Origin of the sequence: Acinetobacter lwoffii, assembly GCF_019343495.1 — a bacterium.
GTDB lineage: Bacteria > Pseudomonadota > Gammaproteobacteria > Pseudomonadales > Moraxellaceae > Acinetobacter > Acinetobacter lwoffii_P.
On record NZ_CP072549.1, the window covers coordinates 1,957,029 to 1,971,094 of the forward strand.

13 protein-coding genes are annotated in these 14,066 nt (G+C 46.0%); 6 read left to right on the forward strand and 7 right to left on the reverse strand.

All coding sequences use genetic code 11. The features are described from left to right. Positions 1-26: 26 nt before the first annotated feature. Entirely contained in the window at positions 27-1,088 is a 1,062-nt protein-coding gene (locus tag J7649_RS09315; protein ID WP_005249689.1) for a serine hydrolase, read from the reverse strand. Positions 1,089-1,307: 219 nt separating this feature from the next. Here J7649_RS09315 and gacA point away from each other — a divergent pair, with 219 nt between their 5' ends. The 3 genes from gacA to J7649_RS09330 are packed head-to-tail and all read left to right on the forward strand — an operon-like array spanning position 1,308 to position 4,973. Next, positions 1,308-1,943: a response regulator transcription factor GacA gene (gene gacA, locus J7649_RS09320; protein ID WP_005108454.1), complete on the forward strand. Its 636-nt coding sequence runs from the start codon at positions 1,308-1,310 to the stop codon at positions 1,941-1,943. Between the two features lie 22 nt (positions 1,944-1,965). After that, positions 1,966-3,531, forward strand: coding sequence for a sensor histidine kinase (locus J7649_RS09325; protein WP_219310093.1), 1,566 nt, complete (start codon positions 1,966-1,968; stop codon positions 3,529-3,531). 14 nt (positions 3,532-3,545) lie between these two features. After that, positions 3,546-4,973 (forward strand): sigma-54-dependent transcriptional regulator, encoded by a 1,428-nt coding sequence (locus J7649_RS09330; RefSeq protein WP_219307583.1) that lies wholly within the window; start codon positions 3,546-3,548, stop codon positions 4,971-4,973. On the opposite strand, the gene J7649_RS09335 is transcribed toward J7649_RS09330, so the two are convergent. From J7649_RS09335 to lptF, 4 genes are all read right to left on the reverse strand, one after another. Beyond that, positions 4,974-6,146: a S41 family peptidase gene (locus J7649_RS09335; protein ID WP_219307594.1), complete on the reverse strand. Its 1,173-nt coding sequence runs from the start codon at positions 6,144-6,146 to the stop codon at positions 4,974-4,976. Positions 6,147-6,176: 30 nt separating this feature from the next. After that, a complete protein-coding gene (gene gpmI, locus J7649_RS09340; protein WP_219307596.1) occupies positions 6,177-7,724 on the reverse strand; it encodes a 2,3-bisphosphoglycerate-independent phosphoglycerate mutase in 1,548 nt (515 codons plus the stop codon). Between the two features lie 124 nt (positions 7,725-7,848). After that, positions 7,849-8,919 carry an LPS export ABC transporter permease LptG gene (gene lptG / locus J7649_RS09345; RefSeq protein ID WP_004281054.1) on the reverse strand — a complete coding sequence of 357 codons (1,071 nt, stop codon included), beginning with the start codon at positions 8,917-8,919 and terminating at the stop codon, positions 7,849-7,851. Between the two features lie 2 nt (positions 8,920-8,921). Then, complete coding sequence (lptF, locus tag J7649_RS09350; protein WP_004281053.1) at positions 8,922-10,022, reverse strand: LPS export ABC transporter permease LptF; 1,101 nt, start codon at positions 10,020-10,022, stop codon at positions 8,922-8,924. Between the two features lie 156 nt (positions 10,023-10,178). Between lptF and J7649_RS09355 the strand changes: the two genes are divergently transcribed. From J7649_RS09355 to blhA, 3 genes are read left to right on the forward strand one after another with little or no spacing between them, the layout of a single operon-like run. Further along, positions 10,179-11,627: a leucyl aminopeptidase gene (locus J7649_RS09355; protein WP_219307598.1), complete on the forward strand. Its 1,449-nt coding sequence runs from the start codon at positions 10,179-10,181 to the stop codon at positions 11,625-11,627. After that, entirely contained in the window at positions 11,620-12,027 is a 408-nt protein-coding gene (locus J7649_RS09360) for a DNA polymerase III subunit chi (protein ID WP_180180668.1), read from the forward strand. Before J7649_RS09355 ends, J7649_RS09360 begins: the two co-directional genes overlap by 8 nt. A 26-nt stretch (positions 12,028-12,053) precedes the next feature. Continuing rightward, positions 12,054-12,683, forward strand: a complete 630-nt coding sequence (blhA, locus tag J7649_RS09365; protein WP_219307601.1) for a cell division protein BlhA — start codon at positions 12,054-12,056, stop codon at positions 12,681-12,683. A gap of 61 nt (positions 12,684-12,744) precedes the next feature. Here blhA and J7649_RS09370 read toward each other — a convergent pair whose 3' ends face one another. Together J7649_RS09370 and J7649_RS09375 are read right to left on the reverse strand one after the other, a co-directional pair. Further along, positions 12,745-13,290 carry a VTT domain-containing protein gene (locus tag J7649_RS09370; protein WP_005248429.1) on the reverse strand — a complete coding sequence of 182 codons (546 nt, stop codon included), beginning with the start codon at positions 13,288-13,290 and terminating at the stop codon, positions 12,745-12,747. Between the two features lie 109 nt (positions 13,291-13,399). Further along, positions 13,400-14,059 carry a riboflavin synthase gene (locus tag J7649_RS09375; RefSeq protein WP_004644909.1) on the reverse strand — a complete coding sequence of 220 codons (660 nt, stop codon included), beginning with the start codon at positions 14,057-14,059 and terminating at the stop codon, positions 13,400-13,402. Positions 14,060-14,066 lie beyond the last annotated feature (7 nt).

A 14,066-nucleotide genomic window follows, 5' to 3' on the forward strand; every position in this document is an offset into this window, starting at 1 on the left:
AGGGTTTTTTTTTATGAACCAATCAATTAGATTCGTTTAGGTTGCTGGCTAACCCAACTCATTAAACGGGTCGCATCATTGGTACGCGCCTGTGAGCTGTTTGCACCTAAAAGTACCACTGCCACAGGACGGTTATTCAGAGTGGTGTGCATCACCACACAGCGCCCTGCTTCATTAATAAAACCGGTTTTAGAAATATTGATATTCCATCCGCCATTACGTACCAAGGCATTGGTATTATTCGATTTCAATACACGATAACCCAAGTTAAAGTCATAGCTTGGCGTGGTCGAGAACTGACGAATCAGGCCGTATTGAGAGGCCGTATTTACCAAGATTCCCAAGTCACGAGCTGATGCCACGTTACCCGGATGCAAACCTGTTGATTCCATAAAGCGAGTGGAGTTCATTCCCAGCTCTTTAGCTTTTGCATTCATTTTGGCAATAAACGCTGATCGACCACCGGGATAGGTCCGTGCCAAAGCGGCTGCAGCCGGATTCTCGGACTTCATCAGAGCAAACAGTAAAGCTTCAGCACGGTTCATGCTGTCCCCTGCTCTTAAAGTCGAGCTTGAGCTTTTACAGCCTGAACAGGAAAAATCAGCCTGTTGCAGGGTGATTTTTTCCGACATATTCAGACGTGCATCAGAAATCACCACCGCTGTCATCAGCTTGGTAATCGATGCAATCGGATAGGCAGTATTGGTATTTTTGCTAAACAGCACTTCACCGGTTTGCGCATCCATGACCAGTGCAGCCCGTGCATTGACAGAAGGTTGATTACTAAAATGATTGGTATCAATAATCTGCGGCGCAGTATAAGCAGGTTTGATTACTGCTGGCGCTGCTGTGCCGGCCTGACGCAAAGTGGTGGTCACTGTTGCAGACCCGGGTGGCGAAGGCTCATTGGCTGACGCATTAAAATCATCGCTCATTAACTGGTTAACTTCTTCAGAAGACCAACTAATGCTGGAACCGCCCTCTGCCGTGCCAGAATTCATAATGATTTCAGCAAAACTTGTCGTGCTCATGCTGATTAACACGGACAGGCCGAGTAGATGCCTTAAAGACTTGTTTATTTTCTTCACTATTCCTTCACTCAACTAACAGAGGTAAGATTGATTTGCGTATTACCTCTAATATGCCTTACATTTAAACACAATGCCGAACATTTTTTGTTCTTGACACTGTGTGATAAGTTTCAGATTTAATCTTGCGAATAGGATTGCTAATTTTGTACTTTCATTGCAAGCTTATTTTGCTTTATGTAACAAAAAAATGATTTTTTTAACAGAGGGAGAGCGTAGGTGATCACAGTTTTAGTTGTGGACGACCATGAATTAGTTCGTACTGGAATTTGCAGAATGCTAGAAGACCATGCGGAGGTTCAGGTAATTGGACAAGCTGAATCTGGTGAAGAAGCGATCTCTCTGGTTCGTCAACATCATCCTAATGTAGTTTTGTTAGATGTAAATATGCCGGGCATTGGCGGCGTAGAAACCACGCGCCGTCTACTTCAGAGTGCGCCGGAAACCAAAGTTCTAGCGGTCAGCGGTCTGGCAGAAGAACCTTATCCGTCCCTGTTATTGAAAGCCGGTGCCAAAGGTTATATCACCAAAGGGGCCCCGATTTCGGAAATGGTCCGTGCGATTAATAAAGTCATGCAAGGCGGCAAATATTTCAGCGCCGACATTGCGGAACAGTTAGCCAGCTCTTACCTTTCTGATACACAACAATCCCCTTTTGATGCATTGTCAGAACGTGAAATGCAAGTGGCGATGATGGTGGTGAATTGTATCAGCGCCCAGGAAATTGCCGACAAGCTCTTTGTGAGTGTTAAAACCGTGAATACTTATCGTTACCGTATTTTTGAAAAACTGAATATCGATAGCGATGTCAAACTGACTCATCTGGCGATGCGCTATGGACTCATTAAACCTTAGCCTTTGACGAGTCGCGGTGCATATGGCACAACAATCCAGTTATTCTGCACTCAATCAATATCATCTTGGTATCTGGTATAGCGCCTATCGCCTGCTAATCAGCACCGGCCTGCTGCTGATTTTTCTGCTAACCTACCCTGAACTCACCACCGATTATCAATACCCGCAGCTGTATTATTATGCGCTGGGAATCGGGGTTGCGATCAATACCGTACAGCTGTTTGCGCTGAAATGGATCAGACGACTGATCCAGCCGCAGCTGGTCATGATTTTCTTTAGCGATGTCTGCATTTTAAGTTTGCTGACTTTGGCGAGCGACGGTCCTAATCTGCAAATCGGGCTGCTGTTTGTGATTACCATCTTTTCTGCATCTTTATTATTAGATGCAAAAAAGGCCTTAGTCGTCACGCTGGTTGCTGTTATCAGCGTAATTTATCAGCATTTTATCGGCAGTATTTTTGCATTTTCATCACTCAGCAATATCAGTAATAGCGCCTTGCTGGCCTTTTTATTTTTTGTGGTCTATGGCACTGGGCAGATCGCCATACGCCGTTTTCAGATTCTGGAAAATCTAAATTTTTCTCAATCGCTGGAACTGCATCGCTTACAGAATATTAACCGCTATATTCTGGAACAGATTGAAACCGGTTATCTGGTTCTGGATGAAAACTACCATGTGGTACTCAGTAATCCCGCCGCCTGTACTCTTCTTGGAATTGAGTCAAAATACGGCCATGAGAAATTCACCTTATCTCAGTCACAGCCAGATTTATTTGAACTGATCCATTTTGAAACACTGGAAAATGGTGAGCGCTTTCAATTTGAATCCCAGCAAAGTCGCTATAATATTCATGTGCAGGTACAAAAACTGATTGTGCCGCATCAGACTCTAATGCTACTGGTGTTACAGGATGCCAAAAAACTGAATCAGCAGGTGCAGCAACTTAAACTTGCTGCACTGGGTCAGCTATCAGCCAGTATTGCGCATGAAATTCGTAATCCCTTGGCGGCCATTGTACAGGCCAATGATTTGTATCTGGACTCAGAAACTGAACAGCAACAGCTACTCCAGCAGATGATTGGTCGACAGGCGACCCGGATTGACCGGATTATTCAGGACACGCTGAATATGGTCAAAAATAAAGAAACCCATCCGGTGCCGATTCATCTCAATGAATTTATCCCGTTATTTATCCAGGAAGATCTGGCCGATATTCGCGATCAGATTCAATTTAATATTGATATCCCGCTGGTGATTCAGTTTGATGAAGCACAGTTCCGGCAAATCCTGATTAATCTGATTCGTAATGCGATTCGTCACAATTCAGCCGATGCAGCCTATATTCAGCTGAATGTGCATCCCTATGAACATCGGGTCTGGATTGATGTACGGGATTTTGGCTCTGGCGTAGCCGTACATGATCAAGCTCTATTGTTCAAACCCTTTTTTAGCACATCGATTAGTGGTACCGGATTAGGATTGTATTTATCACATAGTTTTTGCGAAGCAAATCAGGCACAATTAAACTATATACAACAAGAACAGGGCGCATGCTTTCGCATCAGCTGTCAACGTATTACGCTTTAAAGGGGTCAAGGAAGATGAATGGGGAACAACAACCACTGGTGCTCTTGGTGGATGATGAGGAAGATTTATGTACCCTCATGCAAATGTCATTGCTGCGCATGGGAATTCGCACGCACATTGCCCATCGTCTGGAAGACGCTAAAAAATGGCTTGCCAATCATCAGTATGATGCCTGTCTGACCGACCTGAATCTGCCCGATGGCAATGGTTTGGAGTTACTGGATTGGATTGGCAATCTTTACCCGGCACTTCCGGTCGCGGTTCTGACCGCCTATGGCAATATGGAAATCGCCATTGCTGCGCTCAAAGCAGGGGCTTTTGACTTTGTCAGCAAACCGATTAATCAAAAACACCTGGAGCAGCTCTTACAAAAAGCGCTGAATAAACCGGTGGATTATTCGCATAATAATCCGAACGATGCACTCGAACATAAAATGCTGATTGGACAATCCATGCCAATTCAGCAATTACGCATTACCTTACAAAAAATTGCCCGCTCACAAGCACCGGTTTTTATCACTGGCGAATCAGGCACAGGCAAGGAAGTCGTGGCCAATCTGGTACATCGCCTGAGTAACCGCAACGAAGGTCCTTTTATTGCGATTAACTGCGGCGCCATTCCGACTGAGTTGATGGAAAGTGAACTGTTTGGGCATAAGAAAGGCAGCTTTACCGGTGCTGCTCAGGACAAACAGGGCTTGATTCAATCTGCACATGGGGGCAGCCTATTTCTGGATGAAATTGCAGAATTACCGCTTGCCATGCAGGTCAAACTGTTACGTGCCGTACAAGAAAAACGTATTCGTCCACTCGGTTCAGATACCGAAATTGATGTGGATTTCCGTGTAATCAGTGCCACCCATCAGGATCTGGACGCCTTGGTGCAACAAGGCAAATTCCGTCAGGATTTATATTTCCGTATTCATGTGATGGATCTGACTTTACCGCCGCTGCGTGAACGAGGCCAGGATATTCTGTTATTGGCCGAACACTTTATTCAGAAGATTTGCCAGGAATGGGGCATTCCCAATAAAAAACTGACCGAACGCAGCAAAGAGTTCTTATTGGGACAATATTACCCAGGTAATGTACGTGAATTGCGTAATATTATGGAACGCGCGATTACTTTAAGTGATGAAGAGCGGATTGATCTTCAGCATTTGCAGAGCGCACCGCTACGTCAGGCGCTAAACAGCCCTCAGGAGATGAATCCACTCACGAGCGAGATCATTGCGACCGAAACCCTGATGATTGCACCTAAAAAGCTACCTGAAGAGGGTCTAGAGCTGTATTTGGAAAAGGTCGAAAAAGAGATTTTACTGAATGCGCTGAATCTGACCCACTGGAACCGGACACTGGCCGCCAAAAAACTCGGCATGTCGTTCCGTTCCCTGCGCTATCGCTTGAAAAAGTTCGGACTGGATACTGAAGAAGACGAATAATTATTTTTGCAGGAGCAGCAAGTCTGTAACATGTTCCAGATAGCTCTCCTCACGCATTTCCTGCTTAAACGGATAGTTGAAATGCGGCTGCACGCCCCGCCCTTCAATCATCTGGCCACTCGGGCTAAAGTATTGTGATACGGTAATCTGTAAGGCTGAACCATTACTTAAAGGAAAGAGTTTCTGTACTACGCCTTTGCCATAGCTTTTTTCGCCTACGACCCAGGCACGGTTATGCTCTTTTAAGGCTGCAGTAAACACTTCTGCTGCAGAAGCCGAGCGGTTGTTAATCAGCACCCCAACTTTCAAATTCTGGAACTCAAAACTCGGCAAGGCCTGAAATTGCTGGTTGCCTTCAGTACGGCTTTTGGTCGAGACAATCACGCCCTGATTCAAAAATAAATCGGCAGATTCAACTGCGGCCGAGAGTAAGCCACCGGGATTATTGCGTAAATCAAATAGCACGGCTTTTAAGCGTTTATCCGAGTAACTTTCGATTAGACGTTTGATTTTATTGGCAGTATCTTGCTGAAAAACTTTAACCTGTAAAACCAGAACCTGATTATTGTGCAAGCTCGATTTAATTTCAGTATCCAGTTTGGTATTGCGGACCAGACGAACGACCGGACTTTGTGGGGAAAGCTGGATCGTGAGCGTAGAACCAACTGCTCCGCTCAATAACTGTCGGACTTGTTCCTGATTCAGGCTACTTAAGACCTGATCATCAATTTTATAAACTGTGACGCCATTCCGCAGTCCCTGCTTGGCTGAATCTGCATCGGCACTCAGGCCCTGAACCACCCATTGCTTCAACCGCGGGTCAAATTGCAGATCGAAATCAATGCTGGCCAAATCCCCTTCGGTATATTCACGCAGCTGTTTATAATCTTCAGGCGACAAATAGCGGGAATAGCGGTCTAAGCCACTGACTAGACCTTGAATGGCCTGTTGAAATAAGGCATCGTCATTTTTATCTTGAATATAATTGTCTTTCACGATGCCATAAATTTGTACGAATTCCTGAATGGATGCCACAGGAATTTCAGAATAGACCTGCCCATCCATTTCCATATCATCGAATGTCGGCTCATTTGAACCCGCACCCCAGGCTGAATGACTCAAACACATCAGTAAGCATGGTATTACAACAGACTTCCAGCGTGTTCTTGCCATTCTTTGACCTTTTTAGAATTTTATCGAAAATTATGCATCAAGCTGAATCAGGTTACGACCTTGCATTTCAGCAGGTACCGGAATTTGCATTAGACTTAATAAAGTCGGTGCGACATCTGCCAGTACACCGCCTTCTGCGATCGTGGCCTGAGTTGGACCGACATAAATAAATGGAACCAGTTCAGTGGTATGTTGGGTATGTACCTGACCACTGTGATAGTCCTGCATCTGCTCTACGTTACCATGATCGGCAGTCACAATCATATGACCTTTTTGCGCCATCACGGCTTCATAAACCCGACCCAAACAGGTATCGACCGCTTCAACAGCTTTCACCGCAGCATCGAATACGCCCGTATGACCGACCATATCACCATTGGCAAAGTTCACGACCAGCAGGTCAAATTCACCTGAATTGATCGCAGCCACCAGCTCATCAGTCACCTCATAGGCACTCATTTCCGGTTTAAGGTCATAAGTGGCCACGTTTGGCGATGGAATCAGGATACGTTTCTCACCCGGATATTCATCTTCACGACCGCCACTGAAGAAGAAGGTCACATGTGCATATTTTTCCGTTTCCGCGATACGCAGCTGGGTTTTACCCAAGTTAGACAGGTATTCGCCAATCGAGTTTTTCAACGCTTCTGGCATATATGCCACAGGTGCATCAATGGTCGCTTGATAACGCGTCAGCATGACAAACTTCGCCAGATTTGGCACCACTTTACGTTCAAAACCGGCAAAGTCTTTTTCCACAAATGCGCGGGTCAATTCACGGGCACGGTCAGCGCGGAAGTTCATGAACACCACGCTGTCGCCATCCTGAATTTTTGCCAGCTCGCCAATACGAATGGCTTTGACAAACTCATCCGACTCATCGGCTGCGTAAGCCTGTTCCAGACCTTCAACTGCAGTGGCAACCGTACGAACCGCTTCGCCTTCAGTCAACAAGCGATAGGCCTGTTCAACACGATCCCAACGGTTGTCACGGTCCATGGCAAAATAACGGCCAATCATAGTCGCAATACGACCTTGACCTGGATATTGTGCGAATAAGGCATCAAGCTTTTCTAAAGATGGCTGTGCGCTTTTAGGGGGTGTATCACGGCCATCTAAAAATGCATGTAAATAGACTTTTGCACCACGTTTCAGGGCCAGTTCAGCCATCGCCACGATATGATCTTCATGTGAGTGCACACCGCCTTCAGACAAAAGGCCAAGCAAATGTACTGCCCCACCTGTAGCTTTAGCTTTCTCCACCGCATCGACCAGCACTTCATGTTCAAAGAAGTCGCCAGTACGAATGTCTTTGGTAATTCGGGTAAAGTCCTGATACAGCACACGACCTGCACCGAGGTTCATATGTCCGACTTCAGAGTTACCCATCTGACCATCTGGCAGGCCAACATCTTCACCTGAACCCGAGATCAAACCATGCGGATGCTTGTCCTGTATCGCAGTTAAATTTGGTCGTTTAGCTGCTAAAAACGCATTGTCTTCGACCGCTTCGCGATGACCCACACCATCCATAATCACCAAAACGTGAGGGATTTTGCCAGCAGTTGCATCCGTCATAATGAAATACTCTGTTCGTCTACGAATTAATCGCTCTATTTTAGCGAAGTTTATAAAAAGAGGCCATGACCCATATATGGTTTAAGCCTCTCATGATGATTGATTTGTTCTATTTTCCTGTGCCTTAGCGCGCCCGATGCAGCAAGTATCCGCCGATGCCAAACATGATCAGAATCGGAATAAATACGAACCAGGCCGGAGACGGTGCGTAAATCAAGCTGGCATAGCCGAGGAAATCCTGCAGATAAAAGAAACCCAGTCCGGCAAATAAGGCAATCACCAGACGAAAACCCATGGATTGCTGACGCAACGGCCCGAAGATAAATGAACAGGCGATCACCACCAAGGCGATCAGAGCAAATGGAGAGCCAAGTTTTTGCCAGAAGGCCAACTGATAGGTTTTTGGTACCTGACTGTATTCATGCATATAGCTCATGAAACTGACCAGTTGACTCGGCGATAAATCTTCAGGATCAATGGTCACCATATGCACATATTTGGGCTGCAATGCCAGCGCTAAAGGTTGCTGTTGCTGCTTGACCAGCGTGGCATTGCCATTTTGTAAAATATCGAACTGCTCTGTGTTGTCCAGCGTCCAAGAACCATCTTTAACAAATTGGCCCTGATCTGCCTGCAAGGTACCGCGCAAACGATAGTTCTGGTCAAAGTCCAGCATCTGCACATTTTTCAACTGACCTTGCGAGTTGGCATAATCGATATAAATAAAGCGCTGCCCTTCCCGAGTCCAGTAACCACGAACTTCACCGAGCTGAGCGGCTTTACTAGCACTCTTGACGCTTTTGGCCTGTTCATTGGTATACGGAATGACCCACTCGCTCAGGGCAAAAGACAACACCACCAACAGCAGTGCTGAACGGATGACCCAGCCGACAATGCGCCATAAGCTCACACCAACCGAACGCATCACAATCAGCTCACTATTCGAGGCTAATGTACCAAGACCTAAAACTGCACCAATCAGTGCAGAAATCGGCAGGATTTCATATAAATAATTTGGTGCCCCCCAAAGCACATATTTCAAGGCATCCCAGGCACCATAACCATCTTTGAGCGAACCAAGCTCACCCAGATAAGTAAATAATACCTGTAAACCCGCCAATACCGCGGTTGCACCCAGCATCGCCAGCGCAGTGGTTTGGGTCACATGTTTTGCAACTATACGACGTGCCAACATTGTTAAGACCTCACTCGCTGAATCTGTTTCTTGATTTTCGGGCCTAATTTCTGTTTACGCGAGAACAAGGCACCCGCAATTGCATAGGCAATCAGAATCAATGGATAGGCCCAAATGCCCATTTCTTCTTTACTGATCCGGGTCTTCACTGCCATCAAGGCCACAATCAGACTGGCAAAAATCATGAGGGCAGGAAATAACTTGAGATATCGACCCTGTCGTGGACTCACTTCAGACAATGCCACAGCCAGAATCAGGGCAATCAGAATCGCAAAAGGAACAAACACCCGCCAGCCCAACTCACTGGCCACCACAGGATCCTGACGGTTCTGCCACAATTGCGAGGTCGGTAAGGCCTCAACTTCAGTACTGGCAAATTGCGCTTCTTCATCGCTTTCTAAGCGCAGACGATAGCTTTCAAATTCAGCTTGAGTATATTGCGGTGTACCCGGATAGATCTCATAACGGCGTCCATTAACCAGATCGACCACATTGGCAGCATCATTCGGTACTTCAATTCGGGTGGCTTCCTGCGCCAGAATCATCACATCCGGTTTGCCTTCTTTTTCCGCACGCTGATAAAAGAAAATATCTTTTAAATTTTTACGGTCTTCTGACAGGTCACCGGCATAAATGGTATAGGGCCCAGAGGAGATAAATTCTTTCGGTCTCACCAGGTCAAAGCCGGTACGTACCGCCTGACTGGTGGTCAGGGCTTCAAACTGGCGAATGCCCCACGGCGCAGCCCACAGCATCAATCCGGCCTGAGCAATCAAAAACACCAGGGTCATCGGCACCAGTAGACGCGCCAATTGATGCCGACTGACGCCACTGCCATTCATCACGGCCATTTCATGGTCGACATATAAACGGCCAAACACCAGCATCAGTCCAATAAAGAAACCGAGCGGAAGAATCAGGGTCAAGAATTCAGGCAAACGGTAGCCAATAATGCTAAATAAAATGCCTGCATCCAGACGGCCTTGCGCCGCGACACCAAAATACTTGATCAGTCGACCGCCCATCATGATCAAGGTCAATAAGGCAATCACCACCAAGGATGTCGAGACAACTTGCTTGACCAGATAACGCCGAATAATCAAATTAATTCTTCCAAAATAAGGTCCATAAAACGAGTGCTAGTTTACCCGAATAGCAAAAATATAAAACCTAGGCCGCCCTGCCCATTGAAAATCTATTCGGATAAATGTTTCAATGACTGAATGATTTACCCATCTAGACAGGCGTGAAAACAGAATATGAAACTTACAATTAATACGTCATTCCCAGAGAATGGATCAAGTCAATCTTTGTTGATTTTAGTTGACTCAGAACAACTTCAGAATACAACCGCAACCTATCAAATCAATAATTTAGACACATTAATTGAAGCCTCTCAATTCAAGGCAGCGTTGGCGGAAAGCCTGAGCCTGATTGGTCAGGTGAGCCAGTCCAGCCATGCAGCACTAATTGGTTTAGGCAAGGTCGCTGAACTGCAACCGGCAAAACTTGCAAAAATCGCGCAAACTATTATTCAAGTCACTCAAAAAAAATTCAAACAGATTTCTGTAGATCTGACACAACTTCCACAAGAATTCCATTATCTGTTTGCGCTCTTCCTGACTCAGGCCAGCTATGGTTATGATGAATATAAATCCAAGAAGAATGAATTTGTGCTCGAGCAGATCGACCTGATTGCCACTCATAGCGTCTTAACTACCGAACAGTTGCAACTGGTACAAGCAGTGCAAAGCGGACAAAATCTGGCACGTGACCTGGGCAACCGTCCGGGCAATATCTGTTTCCCTGAATATCTTGCAGAACAGGCGGTGGCTTTGGCGGCTGAATATCCAGACCTACTTAAAGTCACAGTGCTGGATGAACAGCAAATGGCAGATTTAGGCATGGGCGCCTTCCTTGCGGTAAGTAAAGGTTCAGAGCGTCCTGGTCGGATTATCAGCATAGAATATCAGTCAGAGCGTAGCGAAGCACCGGTAGTCTTGGTGGGTAAAGGCATTACGTTTGATACCGGCGGTATTTCCCTTAAACCAGGCGCAGGCATGGACGAGATGAAATACGACATGTGCGGTGCAGCTTCTGTACTCGGTACAATGCGTGCATTGTGCGAAGCCCGCTTACCTCTACATGTGGTGGGAACCATCGCTGCAGCAGAAAACATGCCTTCAGGTAAAGCCACCCGTCCTGGTGATATCGTAACGACCATGAGCGGTCAGACGGTTGAAATCCTGAATACCGATGCCGAAGGTCGTTTGGTCCTATGTGATACCTTGACCTATGTAAAACGTTTTAATCCTGCTTTGGTGATTGATATTGCGACCTTAACCGGTGCCTGTGTGGTCGCTTTGGGTTCAGTACTAACGGGTCTGTTCACGCCAGATGATAAACTGGCAGCAGAACTAGAAGCTGCCGGCCAGCACTCCTTTGACCGGGTATGGCGTATGCCGGTACTGGATGACTATCAGGAACAGCTGGATTCACCATTTGCCGACATTGGCAATATCGGTGGGCCAAAAGCTGGTTCTGTGACTGCAGCCTGCTTCCTGCAACGTTTTACCCGTGAATATCGCTGGGCACATCTGGATGTTGCAGGTACGGCATGGAACTCAGGTACCAATAAAGGTGCAACCGGCCGTCCAGTTCCATTATTGATGCAATTCCTGGCGAATCGCGTTCAAAGCAATGGCTAAAGTCAGCTTTTATTTATTTGAAAAAAGCCCTGAACGACAAGTGGACAGCACTTGTCGTTTATGCCGTAAGATTCTGCGTCAGCCGGCGCGGATCTGGTTATTATGTGCCGATGCAGCATTGCAACAGCAGCTAGATGAACGTTTGTGGAGTTTTGACCCCAGCAGCTTTATTCCACATGGTATTGACCAGCCTGAGTCAACAGTCTGTATTTCGGCCACACTACCGGAACAGTCCGACTGGATTATTTTCAATTTTAATCCGGAAGCACTTGAACCTTACGCAAAATTTAGTCACATTATTGAGATCATTGAAAATCATGAAACGGCTAAACAGCTGGGTCGTGAAAAATTCAAGCAATATCGTCGATTAGGTATTGAACCGGACACCCATAAGCTTTAACCGATATCATCCACAAGGAGAGGCACGTGGCATTAAATGTAGGTCCCGATTTTAAACAGCGCTGGTTAAATGTGCCGGAAGCTGTGCGTCAGACCTTTATCGATGACCTCTCTCGGATCTGCGATATTTTAAAGCCAGAAACGTCTTTGGAAGAATGGCAGAGTCGTGACCAGCACTTGCAGCAGGAATCTGAACATAAGATCGAAGCCGCCTATGCGCAGCGCAAAGCCGAATTGATTGAAGAAGCCCGCATTCGCAAACAGCTTGCGCTTGAAAAAGCCTTGGCCGAGAAACGTGCCGAAGAACAGGCCTATCAAGAACAGCTACGTCTTGAAGAACAGCGTAAATTTAGCGAACAGAGTCAGGTGCTTGCTGAAATAAATACGCATCTAGAGACTGAAGTGCAGCACTATGTCGCACGTTATGCAAAAAATCCTGAGACGACTTTTGATTTTGCCAGAGGTCGCCTCCAGATTGAAGACCAGAGCATTTTATCCGAATTAGAAAGTGTACGTTTACGTCTGGAACTTGAGGCAGAAACGGTGATTGAACAGACTGTCCATGCACTGCGTGAAAAAATGCGTGCTGCGGCCAAAGAAGAAATCGAGTATATGCTGAAAAATTCTGAATTTTCTGATCAGCCACGCAATATTTAAATGAGCCTTTCACATTAAAAAAGCCCGAAAATTTGGGCTTTTTTGTCTTCTATGTCGCGTCTTAGAAAAAATCTGCCAGCATAAAGGCCGCATTTCCAAGCAGATAACCAATGCTTAACAAAGTGCCAATCCAGAGGATACCACCCGCAATATTATAAAAGCTGAATGTGGCAAAGCTCATATGCGCTGAGCCGGCGGCAAAAGGGCCAAATGAGCGGACAAAGGGAATAAAACGTGCAATTAAAATGGTTTTACCGCCATGTTTCATAAAATAGTGATTGGTTTTCACCATATATTCCGGCTTGAAATAACGTGAATGTTGATTGAAATATTTTAAACCGAGAACTTTTCCGGTGTAATAATTCACGCTATAGCCCAACACCGAGGCAGTGAATAACAACAGCCCCATCGAATGCAGGGTCACCAGATCGCTGCTGGCGCACAAAGCTCCCACAGCCAGCAATAGACTGTCGCCGGGCAGAAAAAAGAAAAACACTGAACCGGTTTCTGCAAAAATCACCAGAAACAGGATTGCATAAATCCATACCCCGTATTGATCGAGCAATAGCGGCAATGACTGTTCCAAGTTAAGTAAAAAATCGAGCATTCGACCCGTCCACCAAGGCAATATTTGCAAGTTAAACTGCTGATTATCCCGAAAAATAAAAAAACAGTCTAATTTTTCAATCAGACTGTTCAGTAAATCAACATTTCTCTTATTTTAAGAAACCATTTTCAGCCAGGAAATCCATACTGATTTTTGATTGTTCAGTGGTTTGGGCGGCTTTATCACCGAGCAATAAACGCTCGATATAACGTGCCAATACATCCACTTCCAGATTGACCTTGCTACCGACTTTCCAGGTACCGATATTGGTACGTTCAGCAGTATGTGGAATCAGGTTCAGACTAATCACGCTACCACGCAAATGATTAATCGTTAGACTGATGCCGTCGACTGTGACCGAGCCTTTTTCTGCGAGATATTTGGCAATTTCAGCAGGTGCAGTCACTTCATAATAAATTGAACGTGCATCTTCACGTACCAGGGTGATCTCGCCGACTGCATCGACATGACCTGACACAATATGACCGCCAAAACGCGTAGTCGGCAACATGGCTTTTTCAACATTGACAGGTTGACCGGCTTTCCAAGTGCCGAGCGTGGTCCGGTTCAGACTTTCACGGGAAACATCAGCCGCATACCAGTTCTCGCCCCAGTCGATCACGGTCAGGCAGATACCATTGGTCGCGATAGAATCACCCAGATGTACATCAGACATGTCCAGATCGGTCTGGATGCGTAAACGTACATCACCACCAACGCTTTGCAGACTTTCGACTTTGCCGAGGCTTTCGATAATACCTGTAAACATTTTTATT

Excerpts from the sequence above, each read along its gene's own strand:
- J7649_RS09325 (WP_219310093.1), top strand. The coding sequence starts at position 1,966 with ATGGCACAACAATCCAGTTATTCTGCACTCAATCAATATCATCTTGGT.
- J7649_RS09360 (WP_180180668.1), top strand. The coding sequence starts at position 11,620 with ATGGCTAAAGTCAGCTTTTATTTATTTGAAAAAAGCCCTGAACGACAA.
- gpmI (WP_219307596.1), bottom strand. The coding sequence starts at position 7,724 with ATGACGGATGCAACTGCTGGCAAAATCCCTCACGTTTTGGTGATTATG.
- J7649_RS09375 (WP_004644909.1), bottom strand. The coding sequence starts at position 14,059 with ATGTTTACAGGTATTATCGAAAGCCTCGGCAAAGTCGAAAGTCTGCAA.
- J7649_RS09370 (WP_005248429.1), bottom strand. The coding sequence starts at position 13,290 with ATGCTCGATTTTTTACTTAACTTGGAACAGTCATTGCCGCTATTGCTC.
- lptG (WP_004281054.1), bottom strand. The coding sequence starts at position 8,919 with ATGTTGGCACGTCGTATAGTTGCAAAACATGTGACCCAAACCACTGCG.
- J7649_RS09355 (WP_219307598.1), top strand. The coding sequence starts at position 10,179 with ATGAAACTTACAATTAATACGTCATTCCCAGAGAATGGATCAAGTCAA.
- J7649_RS09335 (WP_219307594.1), bottom strand. The coding sequence starts at position 6,146 with ATGGCAAGAACACGCTGGAAGTCTGTTGTAATACCATGCTTACTGATG.
- J7649_RS09330 (WP_219307583.1), top strand. The coding sequence starts at position 3,546 with ATGAATGGGGAACAACAACCACTGGTGCTCTTGGTGGATGATGAGGAA.